19 protein-coding genes are annotated in these 17813 nt (G+C 67.0%); 13 read left to right on the top strand and 6 right to left on the bottom strand.

Annotated elements, in window-relative coordinates:
• Nucleotides 1-68: 68 nt before the first annotated feature.
• Genes ACFWGP_RS04150 through ACFWGP_RS04140 form a run of 3 tightly spaced genes read right to left on the bottom strand, consistent with a single transcriptional unit; the run spans nt 69 to nt 2280 of the window.
• Nucleotides 69-824: a glycerophosphodiester phosphodiesterase family protein gene (locus ACFWGP_RS04150; protein WP_231431038.1), complete on the bottom strand. Its 756-nt coding sequence runs from the start codon at nt 822-824 to the stop codon at nt 69-71.
• A gap of 8 nt (nt 825-832) precedes the next feature.
• Nucleotides 833-1816, bottom strand: a complete 984-nt coding sequence (locus ACFWGP_RS04145) for an SPFH domain-containing protein (protein ID WP_231431039.1) — start codon at nt 1814-1816, stop codon at nt 833-835.
• Nucleotides 1813-2280: an NfeD family protein gene (locus tag ACFWGP_RS04140; protein ID WP_308191675.1), complete on the bottom strand. Its 468-nt coding sequence runs from the start codon at nt 2278-2280 to the stop codon at nt 1813-1815. The genes ACFWGP_RS04145 and ACFWGP_RS04140 overlap by 4 nt, the downstream gene beginning before the upstream one ends.
• Before the next feature lie 138 nt (nt 2281-2418).
• Here ACFWGP_RS04140 and ACFWGP_RS04135 point away from each other — a divergent pair, with 138 nt between their 5' ends.
• Nucleotides 2419-3186, top strand: coding sequence for an SDR family oxidoreductase (locus ACFWGP_RS04135; protein WP_376930183.1), 768 nt, complete (start codon nt 2419-2421; stop codon nt 3184-3186).
• 89 nt (nt 3187-3275) lie between these two features.
• On the opposite strand, the gene ACFWGP_RS04130 is transcribed toward ACFWGP_RS04135, so the two are convergent.
• On the bottom strand, nt 3276-3878 hold the full coding sequence (locus ACFWGP_RS04130) for an HdeD family acid-resistance protein (protein ID WP_231431042.1): 603 nt from the start codon (nt 3876-3878) through the stop codon (nt 3276-3278).
• 210 nt (nt 3879-4088) lie between these two features.
• Here ACFWGP_RS04130 and ACFWGP_RS04125 point away from each other — a divergent pair, with 210 nt between their 5' ends.
• From ACFWGP_RS04125 to ACFWGP_RS04090, 8 genes are all read left to right on the top strand, one after another.
• Nucleotides 4089-6464, top strand: a complete 2376-nt coding sequence (locus ACFWGP_RS04125) for an ATP-binding cassette domain-containing protein (RefSeq protein WP_376930182.1) — start codon at nt 4089-4091, stop codon at nt 6462-6464.
• A 27-nt stretch (nt 6465-6491) separates the two neighbouring features.
• Nucleotides 6492-7157, top strand: coding sequence for a pentapeptide repeat-containing protein (locus ACFWGP_RS04120; protein ID WP_376930181.1), 666 nt, complete (start codon nt 6492-6494; stop codon nt 7155-7157).
• A 426-nt stretch (nt 7158-7583) separates the two neighbouring features.
• Entirely contained in the window at nt 7584-8024 is a 441-nt protein-coding gene (locus tag ACFWGP_RS04115; RefSeq protein ID WP_376930180.1) for a MarR family winged helix-turn-helix transcriptional regulator, read from the top strand.
• Nucleotides 8025-8299: 275 nt separating this feature from the next.
• Nucleotides 8300-9496: a tyrosine-type recombinase/integrase gene (locus tag ACFWGP_RS04110; protein WP_376930179.1), complete on the top strand. Its 1197-nt coding sequence runs from the start codon at nt 8300-8302 to the stop codon at nt 9494-9496.
• Nucleotides 9493-9837 (top strand): helix-turn-helix domain-containing protein, encoded by a 345-nt coding sequence (locus ACFWGP_RS04105; RefSeq protein WP_376930178.1) that lies wholly within the window; start codon nt 9493-9495, stop codon nt 9835-9837. Before ACFWGP_RS04110 ends, ACFWGP_RS04105 begins: the two co-directional genes overlap by 4 nt.
• Nucleotides 9838-9949: 112 nt before the next feature.
• Nucleotides 9950-10378, top strand: a complete 429-nt coding sequence (locus ACFWGP_RS04100) for a hypothetical protein (protein ID WP_376930177.1) — start codon at nt 9950-9952, stop codon at nt 10376-10378.
• Nucleotides 10379-10441: 63 nt separating this feature from the next.
• Nucleotides 10442-11416, top strand: a complete 975-nt coding sequence (locus tag ACFWGP_RS04095) for a hypothetical protein (RefSeq protein WP_376930176.1) — start codon at nt 10442-10444, stop codon at nt 11414-11416.
• Nucleotides 11413-12063 (top strand): DUF4304 domain-containing protein, encoded by a 651-nt coding sequence (locus ACFWGP_RS04090; protein WP_376930175.1) that lies wholly within the window; start codon nt 11413-11415, stop codon nt 12061-12063. Before ACFWGP_RS04095 ends, ACFWGP_RS04090 begins: the two co-directional genes overlap by 4 nt.
• A gap of 243 nt (nt 12064-12306) precedes the next feature.
• Here ACFWGP_RS04090 and ACFWGP_RS04085 read toward each other — a convergent pair whose 3' ends face one another.
• Nucleotides 12307-12873 (bottom strand): hypothetical protein, encoded by a 567-nt coding sequence (locus ACFWGP_RS04085; RefSeq protein ID WP_376930174.1) that lies wholly within the window; start codon nt 12871-12873, stop codon nt 12307-12309.
• Between the two features lie 427 nt (nt 12874-13300).
• Here ACFWGP_RS04085 and ACFWGP_RS04080 point away from each other — a divergent pair, with 427 nt between their 5' ends.
• From ACFWGP_RS04080 to ACFWGP_RS04065, 4 genes are all read left to right on the top strand, one after another.
• A complete protein-coding gene (locus ACFWGP_RS04080; RefSeq protein WP_231431049.1) occupies nt 13301-13828 on the top strand; it encodes a hypothetical protein in 528 nt (175 codons plus the stop codon).
• Between the two features lie 98 nt (nt 13829-13926).
• Nucleotides 13927-14358, top strand: coding sequence for a hypothetical protein (locus ACFWGP_RS04075; RefSeq protein ID WP_376930173.1), 432 nt, complete (start codon nt 13927-13929; stop codon nt 14356-14358).
• 144 nt (nt 14359-14502) lie between these two features.
• The gene (locus tag ACFWGP_RS04070; protein WP_376930172.1) at nt 14503-16779 is read left to right on the top strand and encodes a LuxR C-terminal-related transcriptional regulator; all 2277 of its coding nucleotides are present in this window, start codon (nt 14503-14505) and stop codon (nt 16777-16779) included.
• Between the two features lie 14 nt (nt 16780-16793).
• Complete coding sequence (locus ACFWGP_RS04065; protein WP_231431052.1) at nt 16794-17135, top strand: YciI family protein; 342 nt, start codon at nt 16794-16796, stop codon at nt 17133-17135.
• Between the two features lie 34 nt (nt 17136-17169).
• Here ACFWGP_RS04065 and ACFWGP_RS04060 read toward each other — a convergent pair whose 3' ends face one another.
• A complete protein-coding gene (locus ACFWGP_RS04060) occupies nt 17170-17646 on the bottom strand; it encodes a GNAT family N-acetyltransferase (RefSeq protein WP_376930171.1) in 477 nt (158 codons plus the stop codon).
• Nucleotides 17647-17813 lie beyond the last annotated feature (167 nt).

Below are 17813 nucleotides of genomic sequence, written 5' to 3'. Positions count from 1 at the left end.
TCGTCTGACAGTCTCAACGATCAAGCTGGGCGTTCCCTTTCCGAAGCCTGAGGTTTCGCGGGGAATTCTCAGCTTCGGCCGGCGATGACGCGGAGTGCGATGTCTGCGCGGTCGGTCACGATGCCGTCGACGCCGAGGTCGAGGAGGCGCACCATGTCGTCGGCCTCGTTCACCGTCCACACGTGGACCTCGGCGCCGAGCGCGTGCGCGGCATCGACGAGCCGCCGGGTGACGAGGCGGATCGGTCCGGTGCGTTCGGGGATCTGCAGCGCCCGTGCGCCGTGGAGCGCCCGCGCGGCGAGGGAGGAGGAGCGCAGCGACGCCGCAGCGCGGAATGCGAGGACGCCCGCGGCGCCGACGGAGGTGACGGCGCCGGGAACGAGCCGGGCGAGCCTGCGGCGTCGACGCTCGGAGAAGCTCGTCACGAGCACGCGCGACGCCGCGCCCGTGCGGGCGATGGCCGAGACGGTGCCGTCGACGGAGCGCTCGTCCTTCACGTCGATGTTGAAGCGACCGTCGGGAAACGCATCGAGCGCGTCCTCCAGCGAAGGGAAACCCTGCCCGTGGCCGAGGTCGATCCGTCGCAACTCGGCCATCGTGAGCTGCCCCACCGCCACGTCGCGACCCGCGACACGCGAGAGGGACGCGTCGTGGGCGATGACCGCCGCACCGTCGTGCGTCGCCCGGACATCGGTCTCGAGGTGCCCCGCGCCGGCGGAGATCGCCGCGGCGAACGCGAGGAGGGTGTTCTCGGGTGCATCCAGCGCCAGTCCGCGGTGCGCGAGCACGCGGGGCACGGCCCCGTCGAAGTAGTCGGAGGCCACGCCCGGCCTCACGCCTGCGGGAACGATCCCGACGGCGGGCGGGGCTCGCCGGTCGACGGGGCGGCAGGCGGTTGCTGAGCCGCACCGGGCACCTGCTGGGCGCCGGCGGCCGGGGGAGTGAAGGCGCGGCCGATGCCCTTCAGCGCCTCGGTGAGCTCGCTCGGAATGACCCACAGCTTGTTTGCGTCGCCCTGTGCGAGCTGCGGCAGCATCTGCAGGTACTGGTAGCCGAGCAGCTTCGGGTCGGGGTCGCCCTTGTGGATCGCATCGAAGACCGTGAGGATCGCCTCCGCCTCGCCCTGCGCGCGCAGGACGGCGGCCTTGGCATCGCCCTCGGCCTCGAGGATCGCAGCCTGCCGCGCGCCTTCGGCGGTGAGGATCGCAGACTGCTTCGTGCCCTCCGCGGTGAGGATGAGCGCACGGCGGTCGCGCTCCGCGCGCATCTGCTTCTCCATCGAGTCCTGGATGGAGACGGGCGGGTCGATCGCCTTGAGCTCGACCCGCGAGACGCGGATGCCCCACTTGCCGGTGGCTTCGTCGAGCACGACGCGCAGCTGGCCGTTGATGTTGTCGCGCGAGGTGAGCGCCTCTTCGAGGTTGAGGCCGCCGACGACGTTGCGCAGCGTCGTCGTCGTGAGCTGCTCGACCGCACCCAGGTAGTTGGCGATCTCGTACGTCGCGGCACGGGCGTCGGTCACCTGGAAGTACACGACCGTGTCGATCGAGACGACGAGGTTGTCTTCGGTGATGACCGGCTGCGGTGGGAACGACACGACCGTCTCGCGCATGTCGACGAGCGGCCGCAGCCGGTCGATGAACGGCACGAGCAGGTTCAGGCCGGGCGTGAGCGTCTTGTGATAGCGCCCGAGGCGCTCGACGATGCCCGCGTAGGCCTGGGGGATGATCCTGATCGATCGCGCGATGACGACGATGACGAAGATGACGATCGCGATGACGACGATCGTCACGATGATCGTGGGCAGGTCGATCACTCGGGGGTGCTCCTCTCAACCGGCACGACGACCGCCGTCGCGCCATCGATGCCGGTCACGAGCACCCGCCCGCCCACCGGCACGTCGACCTGCTCGGTCGCGGGCGAGAGCCGCGCCGTCCAGGTCTCGCCGTTCTGCAGCCGAACCTGACCGCCCGCGTCGCCGACGGTCTGCACCACGGTCCCTTCGGCCCCGATGAGGGCGTCGACGTTGCTGCGTGCCGGGTCGCCGCCACGTCGGAGCGCCCGCAGCAGCGGCGGGCGCAGCACGAGCATGAGCGCCACCGCCACCACCGCGGCGATGATGAACTGCGCCCACCACGGAATGCCGAACAGACCCGACAGCAGGCCCGCGACGCTGCCGAGGGCCAGCATCAGGAAAGTCATCTCGAGGGTGAACACCTCGATCGTGGCGAATGCCAGGATCAGCACCAGCCAGACGATCCACGCGTACTGGGTCAGCACATCCAAATCGGGTCTCCTTCGCACGCGGTCGGCTCATTCCGAAACTAGCAGTGCCGGGCTCGGCATGGGGGAGTTGATAGTCTCGGTTCGGCCGCGCCGCGTCGTCTTCGCGGTGCCAAGACCTCGAGGAGCCTCCCCGTGACCAATCCACTCGTCCCCGGCTCGCTGGCCGGCCGCGTCGCCCTCGTGACGGGCTCGTCGCGCGGCATCGGCGCCGACACCGCCCGCTACCTCGCAGCGGCCGGCGCATCGGTCGTCGTCAACTACCGCAGCAAGGCGCCTCGCGCCGAGAAGGTGGTCGCCGAGATCGTGGCAGGCGGCGGCACCGCGATCGCGATCGGCGCCGATCTGACCGACCCCGAGTCGGTCGCGGCAATGTTCGAGCGCACCGTCGCAGAGCTCGGGCCGATCGACGTGCTCGTGCTCAACGCGTCGGGCGGCATGGAGACCGGCCTCGGCGAGGACTATGCGATGCGCCTCAATCGCGACGCGCAGGTCAACGTCGTGGAGGGCGCGCTGCCGCACCTGGCCGACGGGGCCCGCATCGTCTTCGTCACGAGCCACCAGGCGCACTTCATCCGCACGACGCCGACGATGCCCGAGTACGAGCCCGTCGCCCTCTCGAAGCGCGCCGGCGAAGACGCGCTCCGCGCCAAGCTGCCCGAGTTCGAGGCGGCGGGCGTCGAGTTCGTCGTCGTGTCGGGCGACATGATCGAGGGAACCATCACGGCGACGCTCCTCGAGCGCGCGAACCCCGGCGCGATCGACGCCCGCAAGCAGGACGCCGGCCGTCTCTACAACGTCGCCGAGTTCGCCGCAGAGGTCGCGTCGGCCGTCGTCGAGCCCGTCCCCGCCGAGAACACGCGCTACGTCGGCGACATCTCGGGCTTCGCCAAAGAGGCCTGAGCCCAGCTCGACCGCCACGGCGGAGACGAAGAAGGCCGGCCCCGAGTCATCCCGGGGCCGGCCTTCTGCGCGGCGGAGCCGCGTTCGGTTCAGGCGGCCGTGACGCCGCGCCCGAAGGTGAACGCGCGCACGATCTGGATGATGCCGAGCACGATGAGGCTGATGCCGATGATCCACCACAGCACGACGACGTAGAGCGGCGAGAACAGCAGCACGATGCCCGCGAGGATGCTCAGGATGCCGAAGAAGATCGCCCAGCCCTTCGACGGCGCGTCTCCGAGCTGCGCGAGCGCGACGATGCCCTCGACGATCCAGAGGACACCGATCAGGATGCCGAGGAAGATGCCGAGCACGACCGCGCTCTCGGTGGGGTTCGCCACGGCGAAGATGCCGCCGATGATGAACAGGATGCCGAGGATGATGTCGAGCGCCCTCGCACCACCCGAGATGCCCTTCGAGAAGATGCCGAGCCCGAGGTAGGCGATGCCCGCGATGAGCAGGTAGATGCCGAGGATGATGGTGAGCACCACGGCCGAGTCCTTCGGCCAGAACGTGATCATGAGCCCGACGATGAGCGCGACGGCGCCGCTGATGCCGAGCGTCGTGCGGACGGTGTTGATGGCCGACTTCGACAGCTCGGCGGCATCGAGCGAGAACGTGGCGAAGAAGCCGGTCGGCTGTGTGGAAGACATGGCATGTCCTTTCTGAGGGTGAACCGTGCCCGCCAAGGCTATTGCCGAACCCCGCCTGAGTATCGGATGTGAACGCGCGCGTCGCGATGCGACGAACTACGACCGTGTCGTAGGCGCACCGGTCAGGAATCGAGAAGCACCGGGGTGGATGCCGCAGCTAGCGTGACCGGTATGTGCCTCATCGTTCGCGCCCGTGAGAATCTAGACCACATGGCCACCGAGACGACCGTTCCGAATCCCGCCGACCGCCATGAGCTCATCAGCGTGCGCGGCGCCCGGGAGAACAACCTCAAGAACGTCGACATCGACCTGCCGAAACGACGGCTGACGGTCTTCACGGGCGTGTCGGGGTCGGGCAAGAGCTCGCTCGTCTTCGACACCATCGCCGCGGAGTCCCGACGACTGATCGACGAGACCTACAGCGCCTTCGTGCAGGGCTTCATGCCGTCGGTTCCGCGACCCGACGTCGACGTGCTCGAGGGTCTGACGACGGCGATCCTCGTCGACCAGGAGCGGCTCGGCGCCAACCCCCGTTCGACCGTCGGCACGGTGACGGATGCGAACGCCATGCTGCGGATCCTCTTCTCCAAGCTGGGCGAACCGTACATCGGCGGGCCGACGGCGTTCTCGTTCAACATCCCCACGCAGAAGGCGAGCGGGGTGATGACCGGCCCGCACGGCGAGAAGAAGATCGTCAAGGACGTGATCTACCTCGGCGGCATGTGCCCGCGATGCGAGGGCCGGGGCGCCGTGTCGGATCTCGACCTCGCGCAGATCGTCGACGAGTCGAAGTCGCTCGACGAGGGCGCGATCATGGTGCCCGGCTACACCGCCGACGGCTGGATGGTGAAGGGTTTCTCGCAGTCCGGCTTCTACCCGGCCGACAAGCCGATCGCGCAGTTCACCGAGAAGCAGCGGCACCTCTTCCTCTACGGCGAGGTCACCAAGGTCAAGATCAGCGGCATCAACATGACCTACGAAGGCCTCATCCCGAAGATCACCAAGTCGATGCTGTCGAAGGACCTCGACGCCCTGCAGCCGCACATCCGCGCCTTCGTCGAGCGGGTGGCGACGTTCGCGAGGTGCCCGGAGTGCGACGGCACCCGGCTCACCGAGGGCGCGCGCTCGTCGAAGATCGACGGCGTCAGCATCGCCGACGCGTGCCGTATGCAGGTGACCGACCTCGCCGAGTGGGTGCGCGGCCTCGACAAGCCGGGCGCGGGCCCGCTGCTCGAGGCGCTGAGCGCGAACCTCGACGCGTTCGTGACCCTCGGGCTCGGCTACCTCAGCCTCGAGCGCCCGTCGGGCACGCTGTCGGGCGGCGAGGCGCAGCGCATCAAGATGCTGCGTCACCTCGGGTCGTCGCTCACCGACGTCACCTACGTGTTCGACGAACCCACGATCGGGCTGCACCCGCACGACATCCAGCGCATGAACACGCTGCTGCTGCGGCTGCGTGACAAGGGCAACACCGTGCTCGTCGTCGAGCACAAGCCCGAGACGATCGCCATCGGCGATCACGTCGTCGACCTCGGCCCCGGCGCGGGCAGCGGCGGGGGAGAGATCTGCTTCGAGGGATCGGTCGAAGGGCTCAAGGCGAGCGGCACCCTCACCGGCCGGCATCTCGACGACCGCGCGTCGCTCAAGGCGGAGGTTCGCTCGGCGCGCGGCGCGATCGAGGTGCGCGGCGCCGACGCGAACAACCTCGACGATGTCGACGTCGACATCCCGCTCGGCGTGCTGACCGTCGTCACCGGCGTGGCCGGCTCGGGCAAGAGCTCGCTCATCCACGGCTCGGTGTCGCGACGCGACGGCGTCGTGTCGATCGACCAGGGCGCGATCAAGGGCTCACGACGAAGCAACCCGGCGACGTACACGGGTCTGCTCGAGCCCATCCGCAAGGCCTTCGCGAAGGCGAACGGCGTGAAGCCCGCGCTCTTCAGCGCGAACTCCGAGGGCGCGTGTCCGAGCTGCAAGGGATCGGGCGTCATCGTCACCGAGCTCGGCTTCATGGACACGATCGAGACGCCCTGCGAGGACTGCGGCGGCAAGCGGTTCCAGGCCGGGGTGCTCGAGTACAAGCTCGGAGGGCTCGACATCACCGAGGTGCTCGACCTGCCGGTGGCGCAGGCACGGGAGTTCTTCTCCGACGGCGAGGCGAAGATCCCGGCGGCGGCGAAGATCCTCGGTCGCCTCGAGGACGTGGGCCTCGGCTACCTCACGCTCGGCCAACCGCTCTCCACGCTCTCGGGCGGCGAGCGCCAGCGGGTCAAGCTCGCGATCGCGATGGGGGAGGAGGGCGACGTCTACGTGCTCGACGAACCGACCACCGGTCTCCACCTCGCCGACGTCGAGAACTTGCTGGGCCTCCTCGACCGCCTGGTCGACTCGGGCAAGTCGGTGATCGTGATCGAGCACCACCAGGCCGTGATGGCGCACGCCGACTGGATCATCGATCTCGGTCCCGGCGCCGGTCACGACGGCGGGCGGATCGTGTTCGAGGGCGTTCCCGCCGATCTCGTCGCCGCCCGTTCGACCCTGACCGGCGAACACCTCGCGGACTACGTCGGCGCCGAGGCATCCTGATTCGTCTTCGTTCGGAGAGGAGCGGCCGTGGCGTCGAAGGCCAGGCATCCCGTCGCGCCGCGCGTCGACCCGGTCCTGCTCGGTGAGCTCGACGACGGTCACGAGAGCGAGCTGGTCGCCGGCGCGGTTGTCGAGGCGCGACGGTTCAGCGGGCTCGACCTCGCCGAACGGGATCTCGGCGGCCTGCGTCTGACCGAGTGCGAGCTGACCGGCGTCGCCGCCCATGAGACGCGCCTTCGCGCGGCCGCCTTCTCGGAGGTCGTGATCGAGCGGCTCGAGGCACCGGTGCTCAGGGCCCCGCTGGCCGAATTGCGCGACGTCTCGTTCATGTCATCGCGACTCGGATCGGTCGAGTTCCACGACGACCGATGGCGGGCGGTGCGGTTCGTGGGCTGCAAGCTCGGCTACGTGAACCTTCGCGGTGCCGAGATCCGTGATGTCCAGTTCACCGATTGCACGATCGATGAGCTCGACCTCGTCAACGCGCAGGCCGAGCGGGTGGCCTTCGAGGGCTGCGACCTGCGCTCGCTCGACGTCACCGGGGCGAGGCTGCGCGATGTCGACCTGCGCGGCCTCGAGCTCGCCGTGATCGACGGCATCGGCGGCCTCAGCGGTGCGACGATCGACTCGATGCAGGCGGCCCTGCTCGCGCCCCACCTGGCACGACACCTGGGCATCCGAGTGGACGACTGACGGATCGGCACGCGGGGGAGCGGGCGACACTCAGCCACTCCGGTTCCGGCTGCGAGCCCCGGCTCAGACGCCGAGACCCTCGATGTGCTGCTCGAGCTCGTCGAGTTCGCGGGCGATCGATTCCGCGCTGCCGCGGCGGAACCGTCGCAGCTGCATCGCGAGCACGGCGTCGGCCGCGGTCTCGGAGCAGCCGAGTGCTTCGCCGATGCTGCGGCGCGCCGCTTCGTCGGAGGCCGCATAGGCCCGCCGACACGGCCTGCCCGAACAGCAAGACCGAGGTGAGGGCGAGCGAGAAGCGGAGCAGCGTCAGGGGCCACAGACGGTCGTGGCCGGAGCCGTCATCGAGTCGGGACATGCTCCGCAGCCTATCAACTGGATCCATTTGGATCTATTGCATTTGGATCTTCTTTGGGGGAGACTCGAACCATGAGCGAAGCGGGGGCGCGCGCCGCCATCGAGGTCGGACTGCTGTTCCACCAGGTGTACACGGCCGCGACGCAACGCCTGAACTCCGCCCTGCAACCGCTGGATCTCACGACGCGGCACGCGTCGGTCATGTTCATGATCCGAGACGGCGTGAAGACGCAGCGCGACCTCGTGGCGCGGCTCAGCACCGACAAGACGGGCATGGTGCGAACCGTCGACGACCTCGAGCGGCTCGGCTATGTCACCAGGGTGCCGTCGTCGACAGATCGGCGCGTGACGATTCTCAACCTGACGGACGACGGCGATCGAGCCCTGAAGGCCGTGCAGCAACAGACGAGCACCGTGGCCGGGGAGCTGTTCACGGCCGTCGATACGGCCGAGCTCGAATCGCTGAGGTCGGTGCTGTCACGCATGCTGACCGGCCTGGCGCCGCGGGACTGAAGCCCGACGGCCACGCCGCTCCGTATTGCGCCGATAATGCACATTATGTCGGAATATTTATCCCCTATCTGCAGAAAATGCAGATAGGAGAAGAATGGCTAACGTCCGCTACCTTGTCCGGAAATCCCCTCTGATCCGGGTCATTGCCGCATTGGCGCTAGCCAATTGCCCTCAGCGGTCGCCGTCAGATTCGCGGGACGCACTCCAACCCGATTTGCCGCTGATCAGGAAGTTCCGCGTCGAATCTTGCAGAATATGCAGGAATCCTGCAAAAATTGCAGACGCAGGAGGTGCTGACGATGTCACGTTCGGGCGGGACGATTTCGTACCTGCCAGTCCCAGAGGGCGTTCCGGATCCGGACGCCTTCCTCGCCCTGGTACTTGACGGGTGGGGCTCCGCGATGACGGCCCGAGGACTCGGGCGTGACTACATCAGAACGAGCCGCGCGGTCGTGCTGCAGCTCTGCGACTCCTCGGGAAAGCACCCGTGGGAATGGTCCCCTGGCGATGTCGATGAGTGGCTAGCTCACCTTCGCGGAGTTCGAGGACTCGCGCACTCGACCACCCGTCGATACCAAGGAGCGATCGAGGGCGTTTGCGAGTACGCGACCAGTCCTGCGTACGACTGGAGCGAACAGTCCGCCCGACTGTTCGGTCGGGTCTTCGCTCAGGTGATCACCGAGTTCAACCGGGTCAAGCATTCCCAGGCCAACGAAGCGAAACCCGCGAAGCGACCCTTCACGCTGCGCGAGCTACAGCAACTCTTCGACCTGGCCGATCTGGAGTTCGAACGAGTGCTCGAGTCCGGTCGCAAAGGTGCGGTCAGCTCGCTGCGCGACTCGGCGGCATTGAAGATCGCGTATGCGTGGGGGCTTCGTGTCAACGAGGTACGCCACCTCCAGGTCGTGGACTTCTCCCCCAACGCTCGAGCCCCGTACTTCGGCGACTACGGCAATCTGCACGTGCGGTACGGGAAATCCAAGGCCGGCCGCGCCTACAAGCCACGGAACGTGTTGACGGTCTTCGGCTGGTCGGCCGAGGTCGTCCACGACTGGATACACCTCGGATTGCCCAGATACGGCGAACCCCTCACCGACCTGTTCCCCACCAGCAGCGGCACCATCGTCACGAGCAACAAACTCTGGCTACGCCTCAGCGAGTTCGTCGACGAGCTCGGCTTCCCGCCCGGGCTCGACTTTCACTCGCTCCGGCGCGCGTACGCGACCAACCTTGCCACGGTATATGGATTCGATCTCAGGTTCGTGCAATACCAACTCGGACACGAACATGCCGCGACCACATCCATCTACACCCTGCCTGCGGCTGACTTTCAGGTCAGAGAACTCGCCCGCGTCCACGCGGCAACGCTCGAACAGAGTGGAGCATCACAGGTCCGCCTGAATCGCCGACTCAAGCTCCCTCCCCTCCCCGCAGCTCGTCGAAGCCGCCAACCGAACCGAGGTCAATCATGAAACGCGAAATCGAGTACCAATGGCGCGTGCGCGAACTCATGGCTCGCCAACACATCAAGAGCAGCGCCGATCTCGTCGAGCCGCTCCGCGAACGCGGAATCACGCTGTCGCCATCCCAGATCTACCGCCTCGTCGCGCAAGACCCCGAACGCATCGCATTCAAGGTCCTCGTCGCCCTGTGCGACATCCTCCACTGCGAGGTCAACGACCTCGTCACCTTCACCGCAACTGAAACCCGTACCATACGCCGCAAGACCGCAGCAAACGGCAGTCCGGACATCCCAGACCTCCGTAACTACAGGCCAGTGCGAGCCCGAGTGATCGACGAAGATGATGGCTAGGCCACGCACGTACGGCAAAACACGGGCCGCCACCATCACGTCACTCGAACCTCCCCAGCCTCGAGGACGACCGAGAACCACGGGCACCAAGACCTGCGACCGTTGCCACCGGTTGGTCGCGAAGATCCGCGTGCGATGCCCGGACGGCGCCATATGCGGGATCTGCTTCACCGAGGCGCTCCGCACACACGGGCGCTGCCCAGTCTGCGGCGACGAACGACTCCTCCCCGGCCGCCGCCCCGACGGCACCGCGATCTGCAGGAACTGCGCCGGCATCACCCGCCCAGAAATGCAGTGCGTCCGCTGCGAAACCGAGGCAGAACGCTTCCGCGGCGGCGCATGCGCCCGCTGCGTCGTCACCGAAGACCTCGAATCCCTTCTCAAGCCGACCACTCCCCCGGACCTTCGCCTCGTGCGGCTCGTTCAGGCACTCGCAAGCGCTGAACGACCGGAAAGCATCTACACCTGGATGCGAGGAAAACGAGCCCGAGAACTCCTGACCGCGATCGGTGAACGCGAGATTGAACTCACCCACGACTGACTCGACCAACTCCCCAGCTCCCCCGCGGTCGAACATCTCCGCGCCATCCTCATCCACCACCGCATGATCACCGCACCGGCTGACCGATACCTCGCGATCTTCGAACGCTGGCTGGCCAAGCGCCTCGATGAACTCCACGATCGACCTCAGATCGCATCGATCATCGAGCAGTACGCCACCTGGCACCACCTCAGCAGGCTGCGGAAACGAGTCGGAATCACCAACACGGACATCGCGGCACGAGATGCACGACAGCAGATCACCGAAGCCGGCAAGTTCCTGATCTGGGTCGAAGATCACGCGCACCTCACCGTTGAAACCTTCTCGCAACTGCACATCGACGAATACCTGACCGACGCCGTAAGCACCCGATACGAGATCAAGAACTTCATCTCCTGGCTCTCACGAGGCCGAAGCGGGCAACGTCAGCTCTACGTCCCGAAGCGCAAAGCGGTACTTCCGCTTCCCGCTCTGACACAACAGCACCGGCTGCAGGTAATCCGGAACGCGATCGAATTCGACCAGGTTGCACTCGGAACACGAGTCGCAGCACTGATCCACCTGCTGTGGGCGACACCATTGACGAGATTGGCCCAGCTCAAGATGGACTGCATCGATCTACGACCAGACGGAATGCATATCGCGCTCGGACCCACGCCGAGTGCGATCCCGGAGTTTCTCGCCCCGCTGTTCTGGCAACATCTCGAGGACCGCACGAACCAGCAGACCACGAACGTCGGCACGGACTGGCTCTTCCCCGGCTACCGTGCAGGCCAACACCTCTCCGTACCAACCCTCCAACAACGCTTCAACGTCCTCGGCCTCGACCCACAGCGCACGCGCAACACCACCCTGAAGAGCCTCACCGGACAGATCGACGTGCGCTCCCTCGCCGAAACGCTCGGATACGCCCCGAAGACCCTCAGCGCGCACGCCGAACGCGCAGGCATCTACATGGGCGGATACACCGCATCCAAACGCATCGCCAGCGTTACCGCAGAGGGATGGGAGCCCAGTGCTGGCATCATGTCTTCGTGACCGCACAGGATGCCCTCAAGACCGCACTGCGTGATGTACTCGGCCCTCAGGCGCGGCAACATGGCTACAAGGGGTCCGCTCCAACGTGGCGCAAGTCGACCCTGATTGGCGACTGGGTTGTTGTGAACGTCCAGTCGTCCTCGTGGAGCAACTCCACGAGTCTCCGCTGCGTAGTCAACATTTCGGCCGCCCCCGAGCCCTGGTTGCGATGGCAGCGACACGAACTCGGGCAGAAGTTTCCGAAGGCGATCAGTGAGTCATTTGGGATCTATCGTCAGCGGTTGCACCCAACGGGTACGCCTGATGGCACCGACGGTTGGTGGGAAATCACCGACGAGACATCCGCCAGGGATGCGGTCACCGATATGGTCGCCCGGTTGAACGATGGGGGCTGGGCGCTCCTTGACGCCCTCCTAACGCGCGAAGGGATGCTGAGCCAGATCAGAGATGGCGATCTGGGGGATATGAAGCGGGAACACTCAGGGGTCGTCTACTTCGCGCGGGCAGAGGCGCTGCTGCGAATGGACGACAGGCCTGACGACGCCCTCGATTCCTGCTTGACGCTGGCGCTGGAGAACGTGATGCCGACACAGCGTGAAAACGCCGAGCGGTTCGACGCCTGGGTCAGGACTCAGGCGCAAGAGTGACAAGCAGGGGTGTGTCGCATGTCCTCCGACCGATGTGTGACACAGCGTGGAGCTACCGGTCGGCGTCGAGCCTGCGCACGCTTAGGGGAAATCTGGTTAGGTCACTTCACCATCAGAGAGAGCTCTGGTGAAGCAGACCACCTACCCGTGGCGCATCCTGTGCGCTCAGTCGCGACAACTCATGGTCGGTTTGCTCCTGCGCGGGCAGGAGCATCGCGCGGCGACGTCGATGAAGACGGACGGCTACTCGACAACTACGACGTAGGCGTCGTGGGATCCCGCCCAGTCAGTAGCCGCCGCGACCATCGCGTCGAGGTCGCTGCTGCCTGCCAGCCCGGTCCCGCCGGATTCGTCGACGGAGGAGACCGTGCCCCAGGCACCGAAGCCCCAATAGACGATGACGACGGTGCGATCAAACTGGTTCGCATATGAGGTTGCCACCTCACGGATGCTTCTCAGGCCCGCCATGGGCGCAAACTCGTCGTCGGTCTGCGCCTGAGCCGCGCCGGGCGCCGCGTCGGCGACGATCTGGTCAATGACGGGCTGCGGGAGGGGCTCTCCGGGTGTCACAACAATGACGCTGCCATCGTGAAGGGTGATGTCGCGGGGTGCGTTCCTCGCGAGTACCTGCTTCTCGAACTCGGAGAGCTCGCCATCCTCATCCATGTCGCCTTCGATCGCTGCTGGGGCTGCGTTCGGGGTCGTGTCGGTGTCGGGCAGCGACGAGGCGTCCACAGCGGTACAGCCGGTGAGCAGGAGAAGGGTCAGCAGCGGGGTGAGGGCGACGCGGCCAGTCGGGGTCTTCATCATTCGGCGAATCTATCGTCCGGGCCAACTCTGCAAGCCGAGCGGCGCAAATCAGAGGGTTCCAGGCGATCACGATTCCCGTCTGACACGCCCGCGCTACAGACGCGATGTCGGGCACCAAACGCTTCTGGTGCGAGCTTTGTGGAAAGCGGTTGAGTGACTTCACCATCAGAGGAAGCCCCAGTGCAGCAGATGCACGATTCGGATGCTGCGCCACTTCCCCACCTGGGTGGTTTGTGTTCCTAGCGAACTGTCGCCTTTGGACCTCTCGCTGAGTGAGGCATTCTCATGAGCATCGGTTCCGCGCGACGTCATCGAGATCCAACGCGATCCGCTGAGGCCTTCTTCCCTCGCGCGGTCGGTCCTCCCCATCTACTCCCCCATGGCCTGCCGGGCGCACGACTCCCCCGTCGAGTTCGCTCATGCGCCCGTGCTCATCGTCGTCGTACTGTCCGTCAACCGTGACGAAGTCGCGGACCGTGAGGGTGGGCATGAGATCACGCTGAACCAGCGCACCGACACGACCGCCGGCGGTCACCGTGACATCCGCTCGACACCAGCCAGGCGTGTCCGACAATCCGGAAGCCGCGATTGGCACGTCTGCGAGGATTACCGCGTGCGCTATCTGACGATCGAGATTCCGGTGCGGTTGTGGCAACGCGTTGACGGGTGCGTCGACAACTCGATGGCCGTCGACGCGGTCGACGGGATCACGGAGACCGTGATCGCTGGTTCCTGCATCCGCGACGCGGGATGGCGCGCGTCGGCCGCCTCTGAGGCTCAGCGTGACTCGTACGGATGGCCGCCTCGCGAGCATCTGCTGGTCATCACACTGCGACTCGCGCATTGGGAATGGGTGCTGTCCCAGTTGGACCGGTGGGAACCGTACGCGACCGACGGCATGCAGGACGACGCCGAGGTTCGAGCGATCATCAGCACCGCGCTCACTGCCGGATAGCTCGACGGGTTCGAGCATGCTGGGGCGCTTCGATGACAGGATTGCCGAATCCGCTCCGCTTGGAGCCCTGGACACCGTCGATGAGCACTGGGAGTCAGATGAAGACATCGGAACCGGCGGTCACCGCGCGACGTATCACCATCTCGGTCGTGCTCGGCGTCGCCGCTGCCGTCCTCATCGCGTTCTGGTTGATGCATGTCGCGGTGAGCCATCTGTTCCTCACGGAGGGAAGTGCGCCACCCGCATCGTTCGGCCCGGCGATCCCAGAGGGCGCGACGCTTCTCACCAGTGAGAAGAACTGCGCGTCCGGTGGGTGCTGGACGGAACTCAACATCGATCCACCCGAGGGCCAGTCGGCACGACAGCTCGCGGAGGACATGGGGATCGAGTCCGAACGGTGCACGCTCTCGCCGACCCTCAACCTGCTTTCGGTGTGCGTTGCGTCCGAATTGGGGCCCGCGTCGGACTGGACGAATTCACGCCTGCTCGTCTCCCTCCGATACTGGTCGCCCATCGGGTCCGCTCTGTAGCAGGCAGCCGAATGCCCCACGACGACCCCGTCCGTGTGGCGCACGCGTGGCGCGGCACCGCCCCGTGGATCGGTAGTATCTGAATCCGACGCAGCGCCTCGGGCGCGAGTTCACTGCTGACGTTGGTCGATGGGGAGACGAGAGATGGCGGCCGCTGAGCGCGAACTCAAGGAACTGATCCTCGAGGTCAAGACCACTGGTCCTGACTTCGACCCGAGCTTCGTGCGCCGCGAGAACCTCATCGGCAACGTGCGCTCCGGGCCCGCCAGGCTGGTCACCGTCACGGCGCCCGCAGGCTACGGGAAGACCTCGTTCCTCGCCGAATGGCTCCAGCTCGAGGACCGAGCCACCGGTTGGCTCACGTTGAGCGACGGCGACGACGATCCCGCCGCGCTCATCCGGCTCCTGACCTATGCCTGCTCGTCCTTCACCCCGGTCGCGGCATCGCTCGAGGAGCAGGTCTCGACGGCCGATCGTGGCGTGCTGGGCCGGATCGCACCGGTGCTCGCGCGCGCCCTCTCCCGATGCGATCAGCCGTTCGTGCTGTTCCTCGACGACACCCACGCACTCACCTCCCTCGACGCGATCGACGCGCTCAACGTCGTGCTGACGGGCGTACCGGCGGGGTCGCAGGTCGTGCTGGCGAGCCGCCACCGCCCCGCCGCATTCGCGCGCGGACGTGTGGCGTCGTCCGCGGCTCACGTCACCGCCGAGGACCTCCGGATCGACCTCTCGGGAGCAGCCAGGATCGCCGAGGTCGCCGGTGCAGAGGTCTCCCCCGAGACGCTCACGAGCTGGGTCGAGCAGAGCGGCGGGTGGGCGGCGGGCCTGCACATGTGCGCGCTCCTGTCGCGGAGCCGGCCGCTGGACTCGATCGGCGGCCAGGATCTGCTCGCCGACTACCTCTACCGCGAATGCATGCGGGAACTGCCCGACGACATCCGCCGGTTCCTCGTCTCCGTCTCGATCCTGCGACCGCTCGTTCCCGCGATGTGCGACGCGGTGCTCGAACGCTCCGACTCCGCGAGCATTCTCCGAGATCTCGAAGCGCGTCAGCTGTTCATCACTGCGGATCCCCAGCGTCGCTCCTATCGGTTGCATCCGCTGTTCGCCGAGTACCTGCAGGCTGAACTCCATCTCGACGCCGGGCCGACCGTTCGCGGCCTGCACATGAGGGCGGCTGCCTGGTGCCACGAGCAGGGCCTGCTTCCGGAAGCGATCAACCACGCGATCGCGGGAGGCGACTTCGCGACGGCGTCCTCGCTCGTGGCGCTCGCAGCCCTGAACACCTACACCGCAGGCGAAACCACGACCCTCGGCCGGTGGATCAGCCAGATCGGCGATGCCAACCTCCTCGCGAACCCCTTCGCCGTGGTGGTCGTCACGTGGTACTCGCTGCTCTCGGGCACCGACGCCGCCGCCCAGAAGTGGGCGTCGCTGCTCGGCAGCATGCCCGACGATGCCCCTCGGGTCGATGGCATCGATCTCGTGTCGGCGAAAGCCATGGTCCGGGCCATCACGATGAAGCACGGAATGCGCGCGGCCCTCGAGGACGCGGAGTTCGCAGTCCGGGCCGAACCCGTCGAGAGCCCGTGGCGCGATCCCGCGCTCCAGATCCTGGGGAGCACCCTGCTCCACACCGGGCACGATGGCCGTGCCCGCGAGGTGCTGATGGAGGCCATCCACACGGCCGAGGCCCATGGCAACCCCGCGACGATCGTGATGTGCGAGGTCGAACTCGCTCAGCTCGCCATCGACGGCGGCGACTGGGCGGCGGCCGACGCGCACGTGCAGCGGGCGCTCGACGCGATCCAGACGGGCAACATCGACGGGTACATCATGTGCGCATACGCGCATGCCGCTGCGGCCTACACCGCACTGCACGCTGGTCGCCGAAGCGCCGGTGAGAAGTTCCTCTCGCTGGCGATGTCCGAGCGCGGCCGTTGCATGGGCGCGGTCCCCCTGATCAGCATCCCCACGAGGCTCTTCCTGATTCACGCGAACCTGCAGGTGGGCGACATCGAGGCCGCGCGGATGCTGTCGCGTGAGATCGATGAGATCTTGCCGCCGCGTGATGGCCGCGAGGCCCTGGATGCGCGCGTGGCGGCGGCCGCGCGCGCCGTCGACGAGCGGGAGCGTCTCGGCCGACATGCTCCGTCGACCGCACTCACGGTCGCCGAGCAGCGCGTCCTCCCCTATCTCCAGACCTACCTCACCCAGGCGGAGATCGCGAAGCGCCTCTATGTCTCGAGGAACACCGTCAGCAGCCACGTGTCCGCGATCTTCCGCAAGCTCGATGCATCGAGCAGGGCTGAGGCGGTGGAGACCGCATCCACGCTCGGGCTGCTCGGCGGCCTGCAGACCGCCTCGTTCGAAGAGCATTCGTCGATCCGGAGTGTCTCGAGCTCCGTCAGGCGATGAGAGGAGTCGAACCGATGACGAAGTACCTGATCTCATTCCCCAGCGCCGCAATGGTGCTCGAGGAGGGCGAGCTGCAAGCCGTCGGGGATGCCGCGCACGCGGTCGTGCAGGAGGCGAAGGACGCCGGAGTCTGGGTCTTCGGGGGCGGCATCGACGAGAGTCTGCCGCCGGTGATGGTCGCGGCCGACGGAACGGTGACCGAGGGCACCTATCCGCAGACGACGCAGCTCGAGGGCGGGTACTCGGTGCTCGAGCTCCCCTCCTACGAGTCGGCGCTGGAATGGGCTGCGAAGATCGCGACGGCATGCCGATGCGCCCAGGAGGTGCGTGCGTTCCAGTACGACCCGTCGAGCTAGCACCCGACGGGGACGACGGGCGGCCGACCGCCACTCACCACGTCTTGCGCATCTGCTGCGTCACCACGTCGTAGCCGGCCGAGGCGTACAGCGAGATCGCCGCCGTGTTGCGCCCGAACACGTTCAACTCCAGGGCCTCCGCGCCGGCGGCTCTCGTCGCGTGTTCGACGGCTTCGAGGAGGGCTCGCCCGAGTCCGGTCCCCCGGCGGGTTTCCAGGATCTCGATGTCGTAGAGGAATGCGACGCCCGGCGCGCCTCGCGGGTGGTCGAGGCCGACCCAGGCGCGACCGACGGGTTCGTCATGGTCGTTGATGCCGCGAAGGATGAGCATGCGCGCGGTCTCGAGACCGTCGGGAAGCAGCCGGGCATTCTGCTCGATGGCCCGCTGCACGGCGCCTTCGCGTGGCCAGCGGCCCGCCTCGACCTGCTCCTCGGCGTACTCCCCCGCGATCGCGAGCTGCCATTCGTCGAACTCGGTCCGGGTCATCGGACGCACCGTCACTGTCGTCATCCAGCCATGCTGGCACGGTGCGGCGACGATGCGCGGGTGGACCGTCAGTGTCGTGGGGGGGGGGCCCCCCCCGCGCCCGACCCCCGAGGCACCCGTAGCCCCCCGCCCCTCGGGGCTGCTTGGACCGGCTGGCGCGCGCGCCCCCGCCCCCACCCCCGCCAAACGGA

It is taken from the genome of Agromyces sp. NPDC127015 (genome assembly GCF_042725165.1).
GTDB lineage: Bacteria > Actinomycetota > Actinomycetes > Actinomycetales > Microbacteriaceae > Agromyces > Agromyces chromiiresistens.
The sequence above is the reverse complement of the archived record's forward strand: the minus strand, read 5'-3'. Positions and strand labels throughout refer to the sequence as shown.